Genomic DNA, 13,487 nt, shown 5'->3' with positions numbered 1-13,487 from the left:
GCCGTGCGGGGCGTGTTCACCTGGCTCGTGCTTGTCGCATTAGCTGGGCGAGTGGTCATCGTGCCCTCACCGCCCGGTGCATCGCCTCCGCCGCCAGGCGGACGGCGGCGTCCCGGGTGGCCCGGCCCAGCATGGCGGTGTGGATGGGGCCTCCTTGGGCCAGATGCCGGTCATAGGGGAGGGACACCACGGCGACGCCCGTCTCCCGCAGGTGCGCGGCGGCCGTCTTCTCGTCGAGCGTGGTGTCGGGGGAGTTCGCGGAGAGTGCCACCACGGTGCCGGACAGGGCCGCGTGCGGCAGTTGGGCCAGCCAGTCCAGGACCTTGCGGGTGCCGTTGACGCCCTCCGCGGTCATTGGAGCCACAACCACCCGGGCGTGGGCGGTATCCATCGCGGTACGGGCCACATCGCCGGGCAGGGTCTCGCAGTCCACCACCGTCACAGCGAAGTAGCGGCGCAGCGCCAGCGTCACGGTGCGATAGGTGCGGACCTCCAGGGGTGCACCGACGCGTCCATGGCTCGCGGGCAGCAGCCAGCCGCCGTCGGTCACCGGCACCAAGTAGCCAGTGACGTCGGTGAGTTGCATCGCGGGAGTGAGGATCCGTGCCAGGTCCGCGCACGACCAGCGCACCGAGTCCGCGCCCATCCGCGCCGGCAACGTGCCCAGTGCTGCATCCGCCTCCAGCGTGAGCACCGGGTCGTGCCGGTAGTGGTTGAAGGTGCGGCCCAGCAGCGCGGAGACGGTTGACTTGCCCACCCCGCCCCGGATCGATGTGACGGCGATGACGCGTCCGGTGGTGACGGGCTGCTGCAGTTCCCGTGCGAGGCGGGTCTGATCGGTGACCTCCTGGCCGGCCGACGCGGTGAGGCGGCGCAGCGAACGCCCGGTGCGCTGCGCCAGGGAGTCACCGTGCTGGGGGCGGCCCAGAGCGTGGGCGAGCCGCGGATCCACGGTCGGTACGGATTCGGGGGTCGGCAGCGGAAGGCGCGGCTCTCGTGGGCTCCGGGGTACCGGCCGGGCGGGCGGCGGTTGCGGGGACGGGCCCGGCAGCCGCGGATCCGCAGCCGCCGCGGGCGCCGGAGGCGTCGGTGGGGAGGCCTCGACCGGAGGACCGGTTCTGTCCCGTCTGGCAGGGCTGGCGTTGTCGGTCAACTCCCGGACCACGTCCCGCTGCCAGTCCCCTCCCTGAGCCATACCTATCCCTACGCGAACGTGCCGAGCAGCCGCCCGTACACACCGAACACGCCGATGAGCAGCGGGAACAGGGCGATCACACCCACCGACTCCAGCACGTCACCGGCACGCCGCAGCCGTACCCGTACATGCTCGGCCGGCTCCACCACCAGCACCGACAGCGGAGCGAGGGCCAGCACGGCCAGCACGGCGACCGGCCCGGCGGCTCCCGCATGCGCCAGCCACACCACGACCAGCCGTACGGTGACGACGGCGGCGGCCACCAGCAACGCGACCACTTCGGCCGTCAGCGGATAGGCGCGCGCCCGCAGCGCCAGCACCACCGTGGCGACACCGGCCAGCAGCACCGTCCACCCCGACGGGGCCCGCAGCACCAGCACACCCGCCGCGGCCGCAGAGGCAGCCAGGAGCACTGTGGCGAGCGCCAGCCCGCGATGCGTGGCCGCCAGCGCGGTTGCCACCTGATAGCGGCTCACGGACACACCGCCCGTACGCCGGTCGTCCAGCGAGGGCAAGCCCGACGCCATCAACGCCAGCCGCGGCAGCACCCCCAGCACCACTACCGACACGACCGCAAGCACCGCACCCGCCCGAGCCTGCCCGGTCGCGGTTGCCGCACCATCCTGCAACGCGACTGCCACCTCCCACAGCGCGAGGCACCCGCCAACCGCCGCGGCGCCGATCAACGCACCACGCCCCAACGGTGAGAACCACCCCGCAAGCAGCAACGCCACCAGCAGGGCCGCCGCGACACCCGCGAGCCGTAGGGCGCCGGACCAGCCGTACGCGTCGGCCGCAGTCCAGGCGCCGGCCACGCCCAGAACACCGGCCGTGGCGATCAGCGTGGTGGCCAGGCCCCGCTGCCGTGCCCGCCCGGACAAGGCCCCGGCCAGCGCCGACACCAGCGCCACGACGAGCAGTCCACCGGCGACTGCCGACAGTTCGTACCCGCCTCGGGCCAGAACCCCGGCGGCCAGCGCCCAGAACACCGTGGCCAGCCCGGCCACCACACGACGCACCGCGGGCCGCCACCGCCAGGCCCGCACGTCCAGATCGTCGGCCACCTCATCGGTGACGTCGTGCACCACCGGCGCCGACGGGGAATCTTCCACTCGCACCAGCCGCAGCACGGCACCGTCCGGTACCCCGGCCGACTCCAGCGTGCTGTCCTGATTCAGTGCCGAGCCGTCCGTGGTGATCAGATGCCTCACCGCGGGCCGCGCCGACGCGCGGTCGTTGAGCAGCCGCATCACTTCCGGCAGCAGCAGCCCGATCGGCTCCCGCGACGGCAGAACGAGATCGACCCGCCGCTGTTCACCGACCAAGGTGACCCGGCTCAAGGCCGTACGCCCACCCGTTCCCGTACGACTCATGACCCCCGCAGATATCACGCGTTCGAACCTATCATCGGGCCGAAGAGGTCACGGAAGGCGAAGCCGACGGCTGCACCGGCGCCCCGTAGGAGCTTTTCCCGATGACCCGATGCGAAACGAACGACCAGCCCACGCAACCGGCGCACAGCACCGCAGCAATCACAATCCCAGCGAACACCTTCCCCAACCGCTCATCCGCCGACCGCCGCTGGCGCTGCGCCCCGAACAGGACGGCATCGCGCAGCCGCCGGCGTCGAACCGACACCGACTCCAGCAATTGACTGTCGTAATCAGCGGCTGCCACAGGTATCCGTTGTCCGTTTCAGTGCTCAGGTGGGGAACTCGCCGAGCCAGCTGTGCTGGAGGAGGTGCTTCGGCAGGTAGTCGGACTCGACCTCGATGGGGATTCCCCCGTCGTAGGCCAGGCATGCGATGGCCAAGGGTCCGAGGGCGACAGTGCCGTCAATGTCCGCTGCCCGCTCCTCGTTCAAGGTCCAGTACGTCTTGTGTAGTTTCAGCGCCTCGACCAGGGCGGGACTGAAGCCCTCTTCGTCCTTGCGGACGAAGTGGTAGAAGAGGTTGATCGGCGGATAAAGGATGCCGTCCAGCAGGTCACGCGGGGCAACCTGCGCCACCGACGGATCGGATGCCTGGAACGTGGCCGTGAGCTTTTCCACCAGCGCCTCTTGCCAGCCTGGTTGCCGCAGCCAGTACGTCTGCAGGGCATCGACCCAGTGGTAGATGTACTCGTCGTATTGTCCCTCCGGCGCCCGCAACCGATCCAGCGGGATCTCGCACAGCTGCGACATCCGGTCCTGCTCGCGGCAGATGACAGCCAGCCAGAACGCCTGCAGCCAGGTGCCTGCATCAGCAGTGGAGTGGGGGCCGACGGCGTGCAAGCTGCGCATCTTGCGGGCGATACAGCACTCGACGATGCCCTCGTTCACGCCGGTCACAGCAAACAGCGCAGAACCCATTTGCATCGCCGTGACCACAGCCTCCCACGTCTCCACCGCCGCTGCCCGCGGGTCGATGACACAACGAGCTCGCAGGTTCAGGACCGATGTGTTGAAGGCCCCGTCGATAGTGGACGCGGACTCCTCAAGCCGATCGATCTTCCTGCTGAAGTACTGTTCGAGACGTTCCGCGTACTGTTCGGCATCTGGCCCTGACGGCATGCCATGTCGGGCAATAAGCACGGTCACGGACGAGCCTTCGTGCCGCCTTGAGGCCGACGTCATTCGTCCTCGGCAACTTGAGATGTCAGGCGCAGCGTGAGCTCCGCACTGGCCAGCATCCTGGTGATTTCGATGGGCATATTGTCAAACTCTGCGAGAACGACATCGGCAGGGTCAATCCTGCGTGTTTCACCATCACGCCCCTCCGCCTCAATAACGTAGCGATAGCCGCGAGGTGTCGTCGAGTCGTCCACTACAAGCCAGTGGGCGCCATGCCTACGGACCAGAAAATCCGCCACATACGACATCAGGTCGCTGTGTAGCGTCACCCAGTCCGACTGCTCGAATTGACTAAGCGGGAGGCGCGACACGTAATTCTGGAGGGCCGGAACAAGGTTCAACGGATCGCTGGTGTACGCGCTTGAGGGGACCCCCAGCATGTCAGCGATGTCAAGGATCGTCCTGCGACCTTCCTCGATCCATCGCTCGAGGTCCGGGCCGGGGAGACTTGCCCTCACCATTAATGACACCTTCCGTTGTGACTAAGGCTTATTTCTTCGGAGCGGGCCCGTATTCGACGAATATTACACGGGCTTCGATGAGATAGTTCCTGAGGGCCTGGGATGGCGGCGCGTGCAAAAATACCCAGCGCGGATCATACTTGGGATCCAGTCGTCGCAACGTTAGATCTTTGTTGATCTGCTCGATAATGCCCTTGCTTAGCGGCACCTCCCCCTTGACGACCTGGTTTGTCCCGTCTGCCAGCTTGACCGTACGGAATTCCAGGTAATGCTTGATTTCTACAGCCAGGGTCCGCCCACCCGGCAGATCCACTGGCACGTCCACCTTACGGCCGCCCGGAGCCTCTACGGGGTAGTAGGGGTGGTCATGAGTCGGAACCCGGTAGTGCCGCTCCGGGCCACCACCGAACATCTCCCGGCCTATCTCTTCCGCCGTGGTGTAGCGATGCCGTCCGGCCCGCAGAGCGCGGAGCTCGCGCAGCGACAGCTCTGCTTGTCCAGGAGGCAGAGTGGGACGTGTGAAGTCGGGCTCGCCGTCTCCTCCACCGTGCTGGTGTGCCGCGGACGCCGAATCCGTATCCCCGTCAGCGCCTGGTTCCTCGTGCCCCTCGTGCGGCTCTTGAGTATCGGTATGGGCTGCGCCATGCCCGTGGGGCAGTTCGTCGGGGCCGACGGACTCAGACCTTCCTGATCCGCTGACGTGTTCTGGCCTATGCGCACCACTCCTGACCTCAGGAGCGTCGCCAGAGCCTGTACCCGCATGGCTGCTGCGGGTTGTACCCACGCCCGATCCGGATGCGTCGGTATCGACAGCGCGGGCAGTTCCGCCACTGCGTCCAGAGGGGGTCTTGTGGCTGGCCCCGGGTGGATGGTTGTTCCCTGCGTGCGCGGTTGCTTCGGATGCACGTGAGGTTGCGCCGACCTCAGCGAGTTCCCGCTCGCGTACTGGTACCTGTTCCGGCGTGGCCTCGGTACCCGTGACAGAGCGTTCCTGCATCGGCGCCTCGCCGATGTCGTTCCCGTGCCTGTCGTAGGCGACGAACTCACCATTCTCGACGACGACTTTGGAGCCGTCGTCGAGTTCGATGACGCTGTGCAGGCGCCCGGATTCCGTCGAGGCGCCGATCCCGGCGCGGATTGTGGCGGTGAGGTCTGAGAGCTTGGGCAGTTTGCTGGCGGCCCTGCCGGTGGCCCTCAGGCCCACGGCGACCGGGTCGATGTACTCGCCGATCTTGGCGGCGGTGGCGGCGGTCTTGGCAACCGCGCCGGCTTTGCCGCCCTTGGCTGCGACGGCCAGCGGACCGGCTCCGAGGGTGAAGACGTTGAAGGTGACCGTGGCCGCGGCGCGGGCCGGGTTCTCCTTCCACATGTCCCAGCCGACAAAGGACTTGCCCAGTTCCCGGGCGGCCTTCTTCTGCCGAACCTCGGTGGCGCTCTCCTTGTCCGGACCGAACGCCCAGTCCATGAGCGCGTCGTACGGCTTCATGGTGTACTGCCCGATACCGCTGATCGCGTCGCCGAGGTTGCTCCAGGCATCACCGGCCTTGCCCCAGCCGTTGAAGCCGGCCAGGGTGCCCAGGCCCTTGATGCTGCCCCAGATGTTGTCGACGACAAGACCGTCCCAGACGTAGCTCTTGGCCCAGTAGCCGACCTCCCACGCGTGGTGGGACTCGCTCTCCGGGCTGCCCCAGGGCGTGTCCTTGGCCTGTTTGAGGACGTCCAGGCCGTAGCCGTACATCACCGTCTTCTTGTTCACGGTGTGGTGGCCGTCGTCGACCACAAACTTCGGGCCGCCCACCAGAGCCGAGATCTTGGTGGCGGCCCGGCGCTCAGCCTCCCTGAAGGCGCTCTCGGCTGAGGCGACGCCGTCCATGAGTTCCTGGTGACGGTGGATCTTGTCCCCGTCGTACGTCCAGTCGTCGTCGCCCTCGATGCTGTCGACGAACGCGAAGGCGTCCGTTTTGAGCTGGGCGAGCTTCTTGGCGAGCGGACGGGCCTCGATGGAATAGGTGTCCAGCGCGTCCGCGACCGTCTCCAGCTTGGTGGCGAAGTCGTCCGCCTTGTCCATCACCGGCTGGGTGGTGGCGAACAGGTCGGCGGCTTCCGGGGCGGTGTAGAAGGCCCCTAGCATCTGGAAGCGCGAGTGCACGTCCATGCCGCCGTTGCGGATCCCGATGGCGTCACTGCGTAGCCCGGAGGTGTCCTTGTCCAGCTGGTCGAAGTCGCCGGTGAACTGCGATATGCCCGACGGCTCGATCACTTGTCCCCGCCCTTACTGCCCTTGCCGCCCTGTCCCGGCAGATCGATCTTCGGCGCACCGAGCGCCTTGTGCTCGGCCTGGGCGGCCATGTCGAGATCCCCGGCCACGTAGTAGGCGGTCGCCTCCCGCGCTCCGTTCACCGACTTCGCTGCCCGTGCGCCGAGGAACAGCACGTCACCCGCGGTCTTCTCGGCGAAGATGGCCAGCGCCGCGCCGATCGGACCGGTCGGTGCGGCCCCGCAGTACGGTCCGCTGATGGTGCCGGCCGAGGTGGCCGCGCTCTCCACATCCGTGCCGTATGCCTTGACGTCCTTTGCCACGTCGTCCATGGCATCCGCGACCAGCGAGGTCACGAACTCGACGCCGGCCGACGAGATGTCCCACCCAGACATGCCCAACCCCCGTTGAAACGTTCCTGCTTGATACGGCGCCGGTCAGCCGATGTTGTCGACGGCCGCGCGGGCCTTGGCCATCGTTGACTGCGCGGTCCCGTCGTTCTGCTCCAGCGTGGTGCGCACGAGGCGGATGATGTCGCGGACCTCGTTGGCGGCGTGGTTCCAGCGTTTTTCCTTGCCGTGGTACTCGTCGGCGACGCCGTCGGCGGTGAAGTCGGCCATCGCGGCATGCACCGCACGGTCGCGGTCACCGAGCACGCGCTCCAGCTGGCCGATGATGCCCTGCAGGCTGCCCTGTACCTCGGTGGACGCCCCGGTGTCGTAGGAGCGGCGGTCCTGGTTCTGGCCCATCGTCACATTCTCCCTGTGCATGCTTATCGGGCGCCGAAGCGGGCCGCGTCGAAGTTGGATTGACCCATGTTCTGGTGGGCGTTGTCCTCCTGCTCCAGATCACCGGATCCGAACGCGGTGTCCATGCCGGACTGCCCGCCCAAAATCGCGCCCAGCGACCCGTTCAGCGCGTCCGTGATTTCGTCCGTGTGCGCCTTGAACCGGTCGAACGCGGCCTTGCCCGCCCCGTTGAACTTCCCCTCCAACGGCTCCGCGGCCTGCACCAGCCACCGGATCAGCGTGCCCAAGTCGTCAGTCGAACCGACCGTGCTCTTGCCGAGATCCGACAGGGTCGACGACCCCATGTCGAACTTCATCCACCCACCCCCGTATCAGTCGTGGTGTGCGCCCTGGTCGACCAAACACTGGGCCGCCACGGCATGCCCGTGCGTCACGCACGTCTCACAATGCGTGGAGTGGCGCATCCTCCCGCATCACACGTTGCAGGCGCAACGCGGAACAGCGCCAAGTGGCGTGATCTATCCCATGAGTTGTCTCGCGGCGCTCCTGAAACAGCTGCCGGATCCCTGACTGTCCGCCAGGGCTGGTACACCCAGAGCCCGGCTATCGGCGAGGCCGAGCGCACAACTGCACAGTGGTCACCAGGTCCCGACCGGTAACCGGTACGTCGTCTGGCGCGGTCTCGGAATCGAGCTGTGCCGCACGGCGTTCGAGCACGGCAACGTTGGAAGAGTTGTCGATCGTCGCAACGCCGCTAACAGTGACCTTCAGTGGTTCGGCGACGAGAGCAGCGATCCGCTCGTGCAGTACTTCGAAAGCGACAGCGCGGGCCGACTGCAGGCGCTCGTACCGGTCGTCGAGATCACTGGGATCGGTATTCGGGCCGAGCTGGGCTTGGAGCCAGCGGAGTACATCGCTGTTCACGAGAGTTCCTAGTCAGTCGAAGATGGGGGTGGGGCGGAGCGAACGCTCCGCCCCACCCCCATGAGTCAGATCTGGGCGGGCTTCGTCTTCCGGGCAGTTCGAGAGGGGACGGTCTCCTGGCTGGGTACCTGGCTGCCCTCCCAGCAACGGGGGTTGGTGATCTGCTCGGCAACGGCTGCGTCCGTTACCTCATCGCCGGCGTGCAGTACGAGGGGAATGCGCTCGACGGGATCGAGGACGTGCACGGCGGTGCTCAGCACTCCCAGCGCCTGGATGGCCGCACTCACAGGACGGTCGCCGTGATGTGGCAGTCCGGCGAATAGAGGACTGGCATTGCCGCGGCGGCACCCTTGGTCCAAATCTGCACCGGGTCGTCCTCGACATCGCGGGTGATGACGATGCCCGGGGCGCCCTCCCGCTCGATCTGCGGATTCGTGCCGCGCGACAGCGCCAGCGATTCGGTGGTGGTGCCGTACTGGGTCTGGCCCCACTTCGCCCGGTCAGGCGGCAGCATGATCCACCGGTCGTCCGGCAGGACACGCTTCGACACGTCGTCCTGCCACACCTGAGCCTTGTAGAACGTGATCGGCGGCAGGCCGTAGGTGCCGCGTACGGAGTTGATCTGTTCCGGATTCAGCGTCGCCGTCGGGGTCTGTCCGCCGGCCGGGGTGCCGTAGTAGGCCGCCCGGTAGGACTGGTTGCTGGCCAGGTGCGACCACGCCTTGCGGGAGGTGAGCACCATCTCCGGCGCGGGTGCGCCGATCGAGTCGAGATAGTCGATCCACCGCAGCTCATCCGCAATCGGATCGGCACCCGGATCGGACCAGGGCTTCGGCGCAGTCGGCATGTTCGCGGTCGGCACTCCGTAGTCGACCTCGACTGTGAGGCCGTTCTCCCCGAGGAGACTGAACTTGCCGTCGAGGAGAACATCGCCCGCGGCGAGCTCCAGGCGGGAGCGGATGGCCTCGGTGTGCCGCTCCACGTCGTCGTACAGCAACTCCACGAGCCGGTCGTCGTCGGCTCCTCGCGAGGCGTCCAGGAGGAGCTGCTCCATCTCGCCGACGAGCAGCTTCTGGCCGAGGGCGGGAAGGGTGCCCTCGGTCTGCGTGGACTCGGCCTGCCGCTTCGCGAACGGCACGCTCGTGTCGTACGCCCGGTAGGAGGCAGCATTCACGCGCCGCTTGTTCCGGCGGATGCGCCACTTGACGTCGTTCACCTTCGTCTCGGCGAACACCGTCTTGGTGAGCAGGAAATCGTCTGGGCTGGGGATCGTGCGGGCGTACACCGTCAGGTCTGTGACGGAGACGTTCTTGAGGAGGTCGGCGACGCTCATGCGCTCACCGCCCCGAGGAATCGGATCTGCGCCCCGGCCGGGCTAGGGACGATCTTGGCGGGGTCGATTCCGCCGGGGACCTTTGCTGTGCTGACGGTGCCGTGCCAGAACAGTGCCGCGGGAATCTTGGTGACGCCGGGCGTGAACGCTGCCTCGGCATAGACGAGGCCGGCGAAGACTTCGCGTCCGTCCTTCGCCGTCGGGTCGTACGCCCCATACAGACCGGACGCCGTGACGCGGCCTACGGGAACACCGGATCGTACGTAGCCGTGAGGCTGAGCCGCAGTCGGCTCGACGTAGTGAGCGTTCTTGGTGAGCTTGCCCAGGTCGAGGGTGATGGTCTCGGTGGAGTCGGTGCCGTGCCGGGACGCGAGCCAGTCCCGGTCAGCGGTCAGCGTCACAGAGGTGGTGTACGGCTGAATACTCAAGCCGCTATCTCCTGGTGGTGTGGTGCGGTCACGCACTCACCAGAGTGATGGCGCGGTCCACGAGGAGCAGTAAGGGCGTGGTCCCCAAAAGGGCGTGGCCTGGCAGGCCAGTTAGATCATTCGGATTCGGGGAGCAGCCCACGCCGGCGGGCCATCTCCAGCCCTGCCGCACCCGCCTTGCGCTCAACGGTTCCGGGACGAGAGGGCGGGACCGATGCAGGGGCACCACCAGGTGCGGCCACACTCGGCCTCGTGTGGGGTGCCGGGCGCGCGAACAGTTCGGGGCGGCGATCCTTCAGTTCCTGGACCGCATCGCTGAGGACCGCATCGTCGACGCCCTCTGCCACGCGCAGCAGAGCCACAGCGTCATCGAGGTCATGTCCGGCTACACCGGCGCTTGCCAGAACTGTCCGACGGGATGCCTCCTGCTCTCGGGCCAGCACCGTAGCCTCCCGGGCAGCGGCAGCCTCTTCCCGCTCCACGAGCACCTGCTCACGCCGCTGCGCCTCAGTGAGTCGCTCCTGCTCCGTCTGACGTGCGCCGGTGACGAACTCCTCCAGCGCCGAGGCACTCGAGAAGCCCAACTTGTCGACCAGGCCACGGACCGCAGCCCGGCCACCCTGGTCCTTCTCCCGGGCCATCAGCGTGCTCAGGTGCTTCTGGCTGAGGCTGACCGAGTCCTCGTCGTTCGACGCGTCATCAGCGGAAGCACCGAGCACGGGATAGATCGGGCGGCCATCCCGGCGGTAGCCGAGCACAGTTGATGGTGCGGGCAGACTACGGATCCTCAAGAGTGCTGTTCCCCAGACGACCCCGCGCCAAGATCGAGTCTACGGAAGGCAAGCCGACGCTTCCCGCGCCGGCTCTTTGTGACTGCAGGGCCCACGAAACTGGCCCGGCCCCTGTGCGATGCACAGGGGCCGGGCCAGAGAGCCAACGGGTTAGATCTCCCGCGATCTGGTGGCTAGCCAGCGATGTAGGCGACGGCGTCGTGGCTGTGGATGCTCTCCAGGTTGCGGATGCTCACCGCGTGCCGAAGTCCCCGGTCTCGACAAGAGGCGCTGACCGTGCGGGCCATGTCCTCGACGAACACCGCGTTGTCGTACGCCTGCATGGTCAGGACACGCTCATCGGTGCGCTTCACCAACGGCACCACCGGCGCCGAAGCGGAGGACGACAGCAACCGCACGGCGCTCTGAACCGGCAGAGGGTATGGGGTGTCGCCCTCGCCGGTCACGGTCAGCGTGACCTGGCTGCGCTGATTGTGCGCGCCATAGTCGGAGATGGCCTTCGAGCACGGGCAGAGGCTGGTCACCTCTGTGGTGACGGCCGTCTTCACCGTCACGTTGCCGTTGTCCCAATGCCCTTCGATACGGATGTCGTGAATCTGCTTCGATTCACGGCCACTCGCCGGGGCAACCACGGTCGTGCTGACGGGCATCGCCATCGCCACGGTGATGGCGGGAGCATCCAGAAGATCCGCGCCGGTCTTGAGGACCGTCGGCAACTGGCGAGGATCGAACCTCTGCAAGTGCTCGTGCACGAGTGCAACCATGCGGCTCATGTGCGTCCCACGCCTGTCGTGCTGGAGCCGCACCGTTACCTCGAAGTCCGCGATGCCCTCCTGGCGGAGGTAGCCGTCCTCGAAGCTCACGGGGTAACGGACACCGTCGATACCGACCCTGTCGAGTTCGATACCGCGAGAGTCGGTCTCGTTCTGGATGTCGTGCATGCTCACTCGCCCCGGTACGTGCAGCCCGACGTGCACGTTTCGCGAACCGTCAGAGCCGAGAGGTCCGGCAAGCTGGGCTGGAGGCGCTCCCAGATCCAGCGGGCCAGGACCTCGCTGGTCGGGTTCTCCAGGCCCTCGATGTCGTTCAGGTAGTAGTGGTCAAGCTGTGCATCAATCGGCTTGAACGCCCGCTTGAGGTCACCGAAGTCCATGACCCAGCCGGCCTCGGGGTCAACCGGGGCCTCGACGTGAACGATCACCTTGTAGGAATGACCGTGGAGCCGGGAGCACTTGTGACCATCCGGGACGTTCGGCAGACGGTGTGCCGCTTCGAAGTTGAACTCGCGAAAGATTTCCATTTACTGAATTCCCAGATACTTGTGCGTCTGGAGAGAGAGGATCCAGCGCGGGTTCTTCATGCAGTAGTCGACCACTGCACGGGTGTTGGCCTCCAGGTCGGGGCCGTCCATCGCTTGAAGGCGGAAGAAGCTGAAGTCCAACCCCTCAAACTGGGCTGGGTCTCCGCCCAGTTGGGGGTAAACCAGCTTCAACTCGTCGCCCTTTGTGACCACGAGTTCGGAGCCGATCTTTGGGCTCACGCACAGCCAGTCGATGCCCGACGGCGGCACGCGCGTGCCGTTCGTCTCGACAGCGACCTCGAAGCCCCTGGCGTGCAGGGCCTCGATGGCCGCTTCATCGAGTTGAAGGAGCGGCTCGCCCCCCGTGCACACGACAAAGCGATAGTCGGCGGACTCCGAGGGCCAGGCCTTCTCAACGGCGTCAGCGAGGTCCTCGGGCGTGGCGAACCGCCCGCCGCCTACGCCGTCGGTGCCCACGAAGTCGGTGTCGCAGAACTGGCAGATGGCGCGGTGGCGGTCCTTCTCCAGCCCCGTCCACAGGTTGCAGCGTGAAAAGCGGCAGAAGACCGCCGGGCGGCCTGCATGGCTGCCCTCGCCCTGGAGGGTGTAGAAGACTTCCTTGACCAGATAGGTCATCCTCAAGCGTCCTGGTACTGCACGGGGTCGGTGGTGCCAGCCTCGGCGAAGCCCTTGAGACGCAGCAGGCAGGTCTCGCAGTGACCGCAAGCACGCCCCTGCTCGTCGGGGTCGTAGCAGCTAGAGGTGATGGAGTAATCCACACCCAGACGCAGGCCCTCGCGCACGATGTCCGCCTTCGACATCTCCATGAGAGGCGAGTGGATCGTGAGCTTCTGTGTGCCTTCGACGCCGGCGCGGGTCGCCAGGTTGGCCATCTTGGCGTAGGCGTCCATGTACTCGGGACGGCAGTCGGGGTAACCGCTGTAGTCGACGGCAGTTACACCGGTGAAGATGTCACTCGCGTTGACAGTTTCGGCGAATGCCAGAGCGAACGAGAGGAAGATCGTGTTGCGTGCAGGCACGTAGGTGATCGGCACGCCGCCTTCCTCGGTGTGGTCGAGGGAGTCGTGCTTGGGTACGTCAATGTCGGAGGTCAGCGCGGAGCCGCCGAAGACTCGCAGGTCGATGTCAGCAATGACGTGTCGGGCAGCGCCCTGGGCCTTGACCACGCGCTTCGCGGCCTCAAGCTCCACGCTGTGGCGCTGGCCGTACCGGAAGCTGAGGGCGTACGGCGTGTAGCCCTGGTCCTTCGCGATGGCCAGAACTGTGGTCGAGTCCAGACCGCCACTCAGCAGAACGATCGCAGGACGTTCCATGCCTTACTCCCTAGTTAGCCCTTTGTGTGCGCGTGCAGCCTAGCGTGATAACTGGCAGGTAGAGTAACCGCAGCCAAGTACAAGTTATCGCTGTCGGGAGTCGA

The 13,487-nt window shown here is 66.7% G+C and carries 18 protein-coding genes; all 18 read right to left on the bottom strand.

The features are described from left to right. Nucleotides 1-55 precede the first annotated feature (55 nt). The 18 genes from ACWIGU_RS03140 to queC all read right to left on the bottom strand — a co-directional run bounded on the left by ACWIGU_RS03140 (nucleotide 56) and on the right by queC (nucleotide 13,383). On the bottom strand, nucleotides 56-1,195 hold the full coding sequence (locus tag ACWIGU_RS03140; protein WP_454396808.1) for a hypothetical protein: 1,140 nt from the start codon (nucleotides 1,193-1,195) through the stop codon (nucleotides 56-58). 8 nt (nucleotides 1,196-1,203) lie between these two features. Then, a complete protein-coding gene (gene eccD, locus ACWIGU_RS03135) occupies nucleotides 1,204-2,568 on the bottom strand; it encodes a type VII secretion integral membrane protein EccD (RefSeq protein ID WP_454396806.1) in 1,365 nt (454 codons plus the stop codon). 31 nt (nucleotides 2,569-2,599) lie between these two features. Then, nucleotides 2,600-2,872 (bottom strand): hypothetical protein, encoded by a 273-nt coding sequence (locus ACWIGU_RS03130; protein ID WP_454396804.1) that lies wholly within the window; start codon nucleotides 2,870-2,872, stop codon nucleotides 2,600-2,602. Between the two features lie 25 nt (nucleotides 2,873-2,897). Beyond that, nucleotides 2,898-3,773: an immunity 49 family protein gene (locus tag ACWIGU_RS03125; protein ID WP_454396802.1), complete on the bottom strand. Its 876-nt coding sequence runs from the start codon at nucleotides 3,771-3,773 to the stop codon at nucleotides 2,898-2,900. A gap of 32 nt (nucleotides 3,774-3,805) precedes the next feature. Then, nucleotides 3,806-4,267: a hypothetical protein gene (locus tag ACWIGU_RS03120; RefSeq protein ID WP_454396800.1), complete on the bottom strand. Its 462-nt coding sequence runs from the start codon at nucleotides 4,265-4,267 to the stop codon at nucleotides 3,806-3,808. Nucleotides 4,268-4,295: 28 nt separating this feature from the next. Further along, nucleotides 4,296-6,527, bottom strand: coding sequence for a hypothetical protein (locus ACWIGU_RS03115; protein ID WP_454396798.1), 2,232 nt, complete (start codon nucleotides 6,525-6,527; stop codon nucleotides 4,296-4,298). Then, on the bottom strand, nucleotides 6,524-6,919 hold the full coding sequence (locus ACWIGU_RS03110; RefSeq protein ID WP_454396796.1) for a DUF6507 family protein: 396 nt from the start codon (nucleotides 6,917-6,919) through the stop codon (nucleotides 6,524-6,526). Before ACWIGU_RS03110 ends, ACWIGU_RS03115 begins: the two co-directional genes overlap by 4 nt. A 42-nt stretch (nucleotides 6,920-6,961) precedes the next feature. Further along, entirely contained in the window at nucleotides 6,962-7,273 is a 312-nt protein-coding gene (locus ACWIGU_RS03105) for a pore-forming ESAT-6 family protein (RefSeq protein ID WP_454396794.1), read from the bottom strand. Between the two features lie 23 nt (nucleotides 7,274-7,296). Then, nucleotides 7,297-7,629 (bottom strand): hypothetical protein, encoded by a 333-nt coding sequence (locus tag ACWIGU_RS03100; RefSeq protein ID WP_454396792.1) that lies wholly within the window; start codon nucleotides 7,627-7,629, stop codon nucleotides 7,297-7,299. Between the two features lie 247 nt (nucleotides 7,630-7,876). Beyond that, nucleotides 7,877-8,197 (bottom strand): hypothetical protein, encoded by a 321-nt coding sequence (locus tag ACWIGU_RS03095; RefSeq protein ID WP_454396790.1) that lies wholly within the window; start codon nucleotides 8,195-8,197, stop codon nucleotides 7,877-7,879. A 65-nt stretch (nucleotides 8,198-8,262) separates the two neighbouring features. Continuing rightward, nucleotides 8,263-8,484 carry a hypothetical protein gene (locus tag ACWIGU_RS03090; protein WP_454396788.1) on the bottom strand — a complete coding sequence of 74 codons (222 nt, stop codon included), beginning with the start codon at nucleotides 8,482-8,484 and terminating at the stop codon, nucleotides 8,263-8,265. Then, nucleotides 8,481-9,530 (bottom strand): major capsid protein, encoded by a 1,050-nt coding sequence (locus ACWIGU_RS03085; RefSeq protein ID WP_454396786.1) that lies wholly within the window; start codon nucleotides 9,528-9,530, stop codon nucleotides 8,481-8,483. The genes ACWIGU_RS03090 and ACWIGU_RS03085 overlap by 4 nt, the downstream gene beginning before the upstream one ends. Beyond that, nucleotides 9,527-9,958, bottom strand: coding sequence for a head decoration protein (locus tag ACWIGU_RS03080; protein ID WP_454396784.1), 432 nt, complete (start codon nucleotides 9,956-9,958; stop codon nucleotides 9,527-9,529). The genes ACWIGU_RS03085 and ACWIGU_RS03080 overlap by 4 nt, the downstream gene beginning before the upstream one ends. Nucleotides 9,959-10,074: 116 nt before the next feature. After that, nucleotides 10,075-10,716, bottom strand: a complete 642-nt coding sequence (locus ACWIGU_RS03075) for a hypothetical protein (protein ID WP_454396782.1) — start codon at nucleotides 10,714-10,716, stop codon at nucleotides 10,075-10,077. A gap of 206 nt (nucleotides 10,717-10,922) precedes the next feature. Beyond that, the gene (locus ACWIGU_RS03070; protein WP_454396780.1) at nucleotides 10,923-11,690 is read right to left on the bottom strand and encodes a GTP cyclohydrolase, FolE2/MptA family; all 768 of its coding nucleotides are present in this window, start codon (nucleotides 11,688-11,690) and stop codon (nucleotides 10,923-10,925) included. A 2-nt stretch (nucleotides 11,691-11,692) separates the two neighbouring features. Beyond that, nucleotides 11,693-12,049 (bottom strand): 6-carboxytetrahydropterin synthase QueD, encoded by a 357-nt coding sequence (queD, locus tag ACWIGU_RS03065; protein ID WP_454396778.1) that lies wholly within the window; start codon nucleotides 12,047-12,049, stop codon nucleotides 11,693-11,695. After that, entirely contained in the window at nucleotides 12,050-12,685 is a 636-nt protein-coding gene (queE, locus tag ACWIGU_RS03060; protein WP_454396776.1) for a 7-carboxy-7-deazaguanine synthase, read from the bottom strand. A 2-nt stretch (nucleotides 12,686-12,687) separates the two neighbouring features. After that, nucleotides 12,688-13,383, bottom strand: coding sequence for a 7-cyano-7-deazaguanine synthase QueC (gene queC / locus ACWIGU_RS03055; protein WP_454396774.1), 696 nt, complete (start codon nucleotides 13,381-13,383; stop codon nucleotides 12,688-12,690). Nucleotides 13,384-13,487: the final 104 nt, after the last annotated feature.

It is taken from the genome of Streptomyces sp. NPDC055400, from assembly GCF_053644375.1.
The sequence above is the reverse complement of the archived record's forward strand: the minus strand, read 5'-3'. Positions and strand labels throughout refer to the sequence as shown.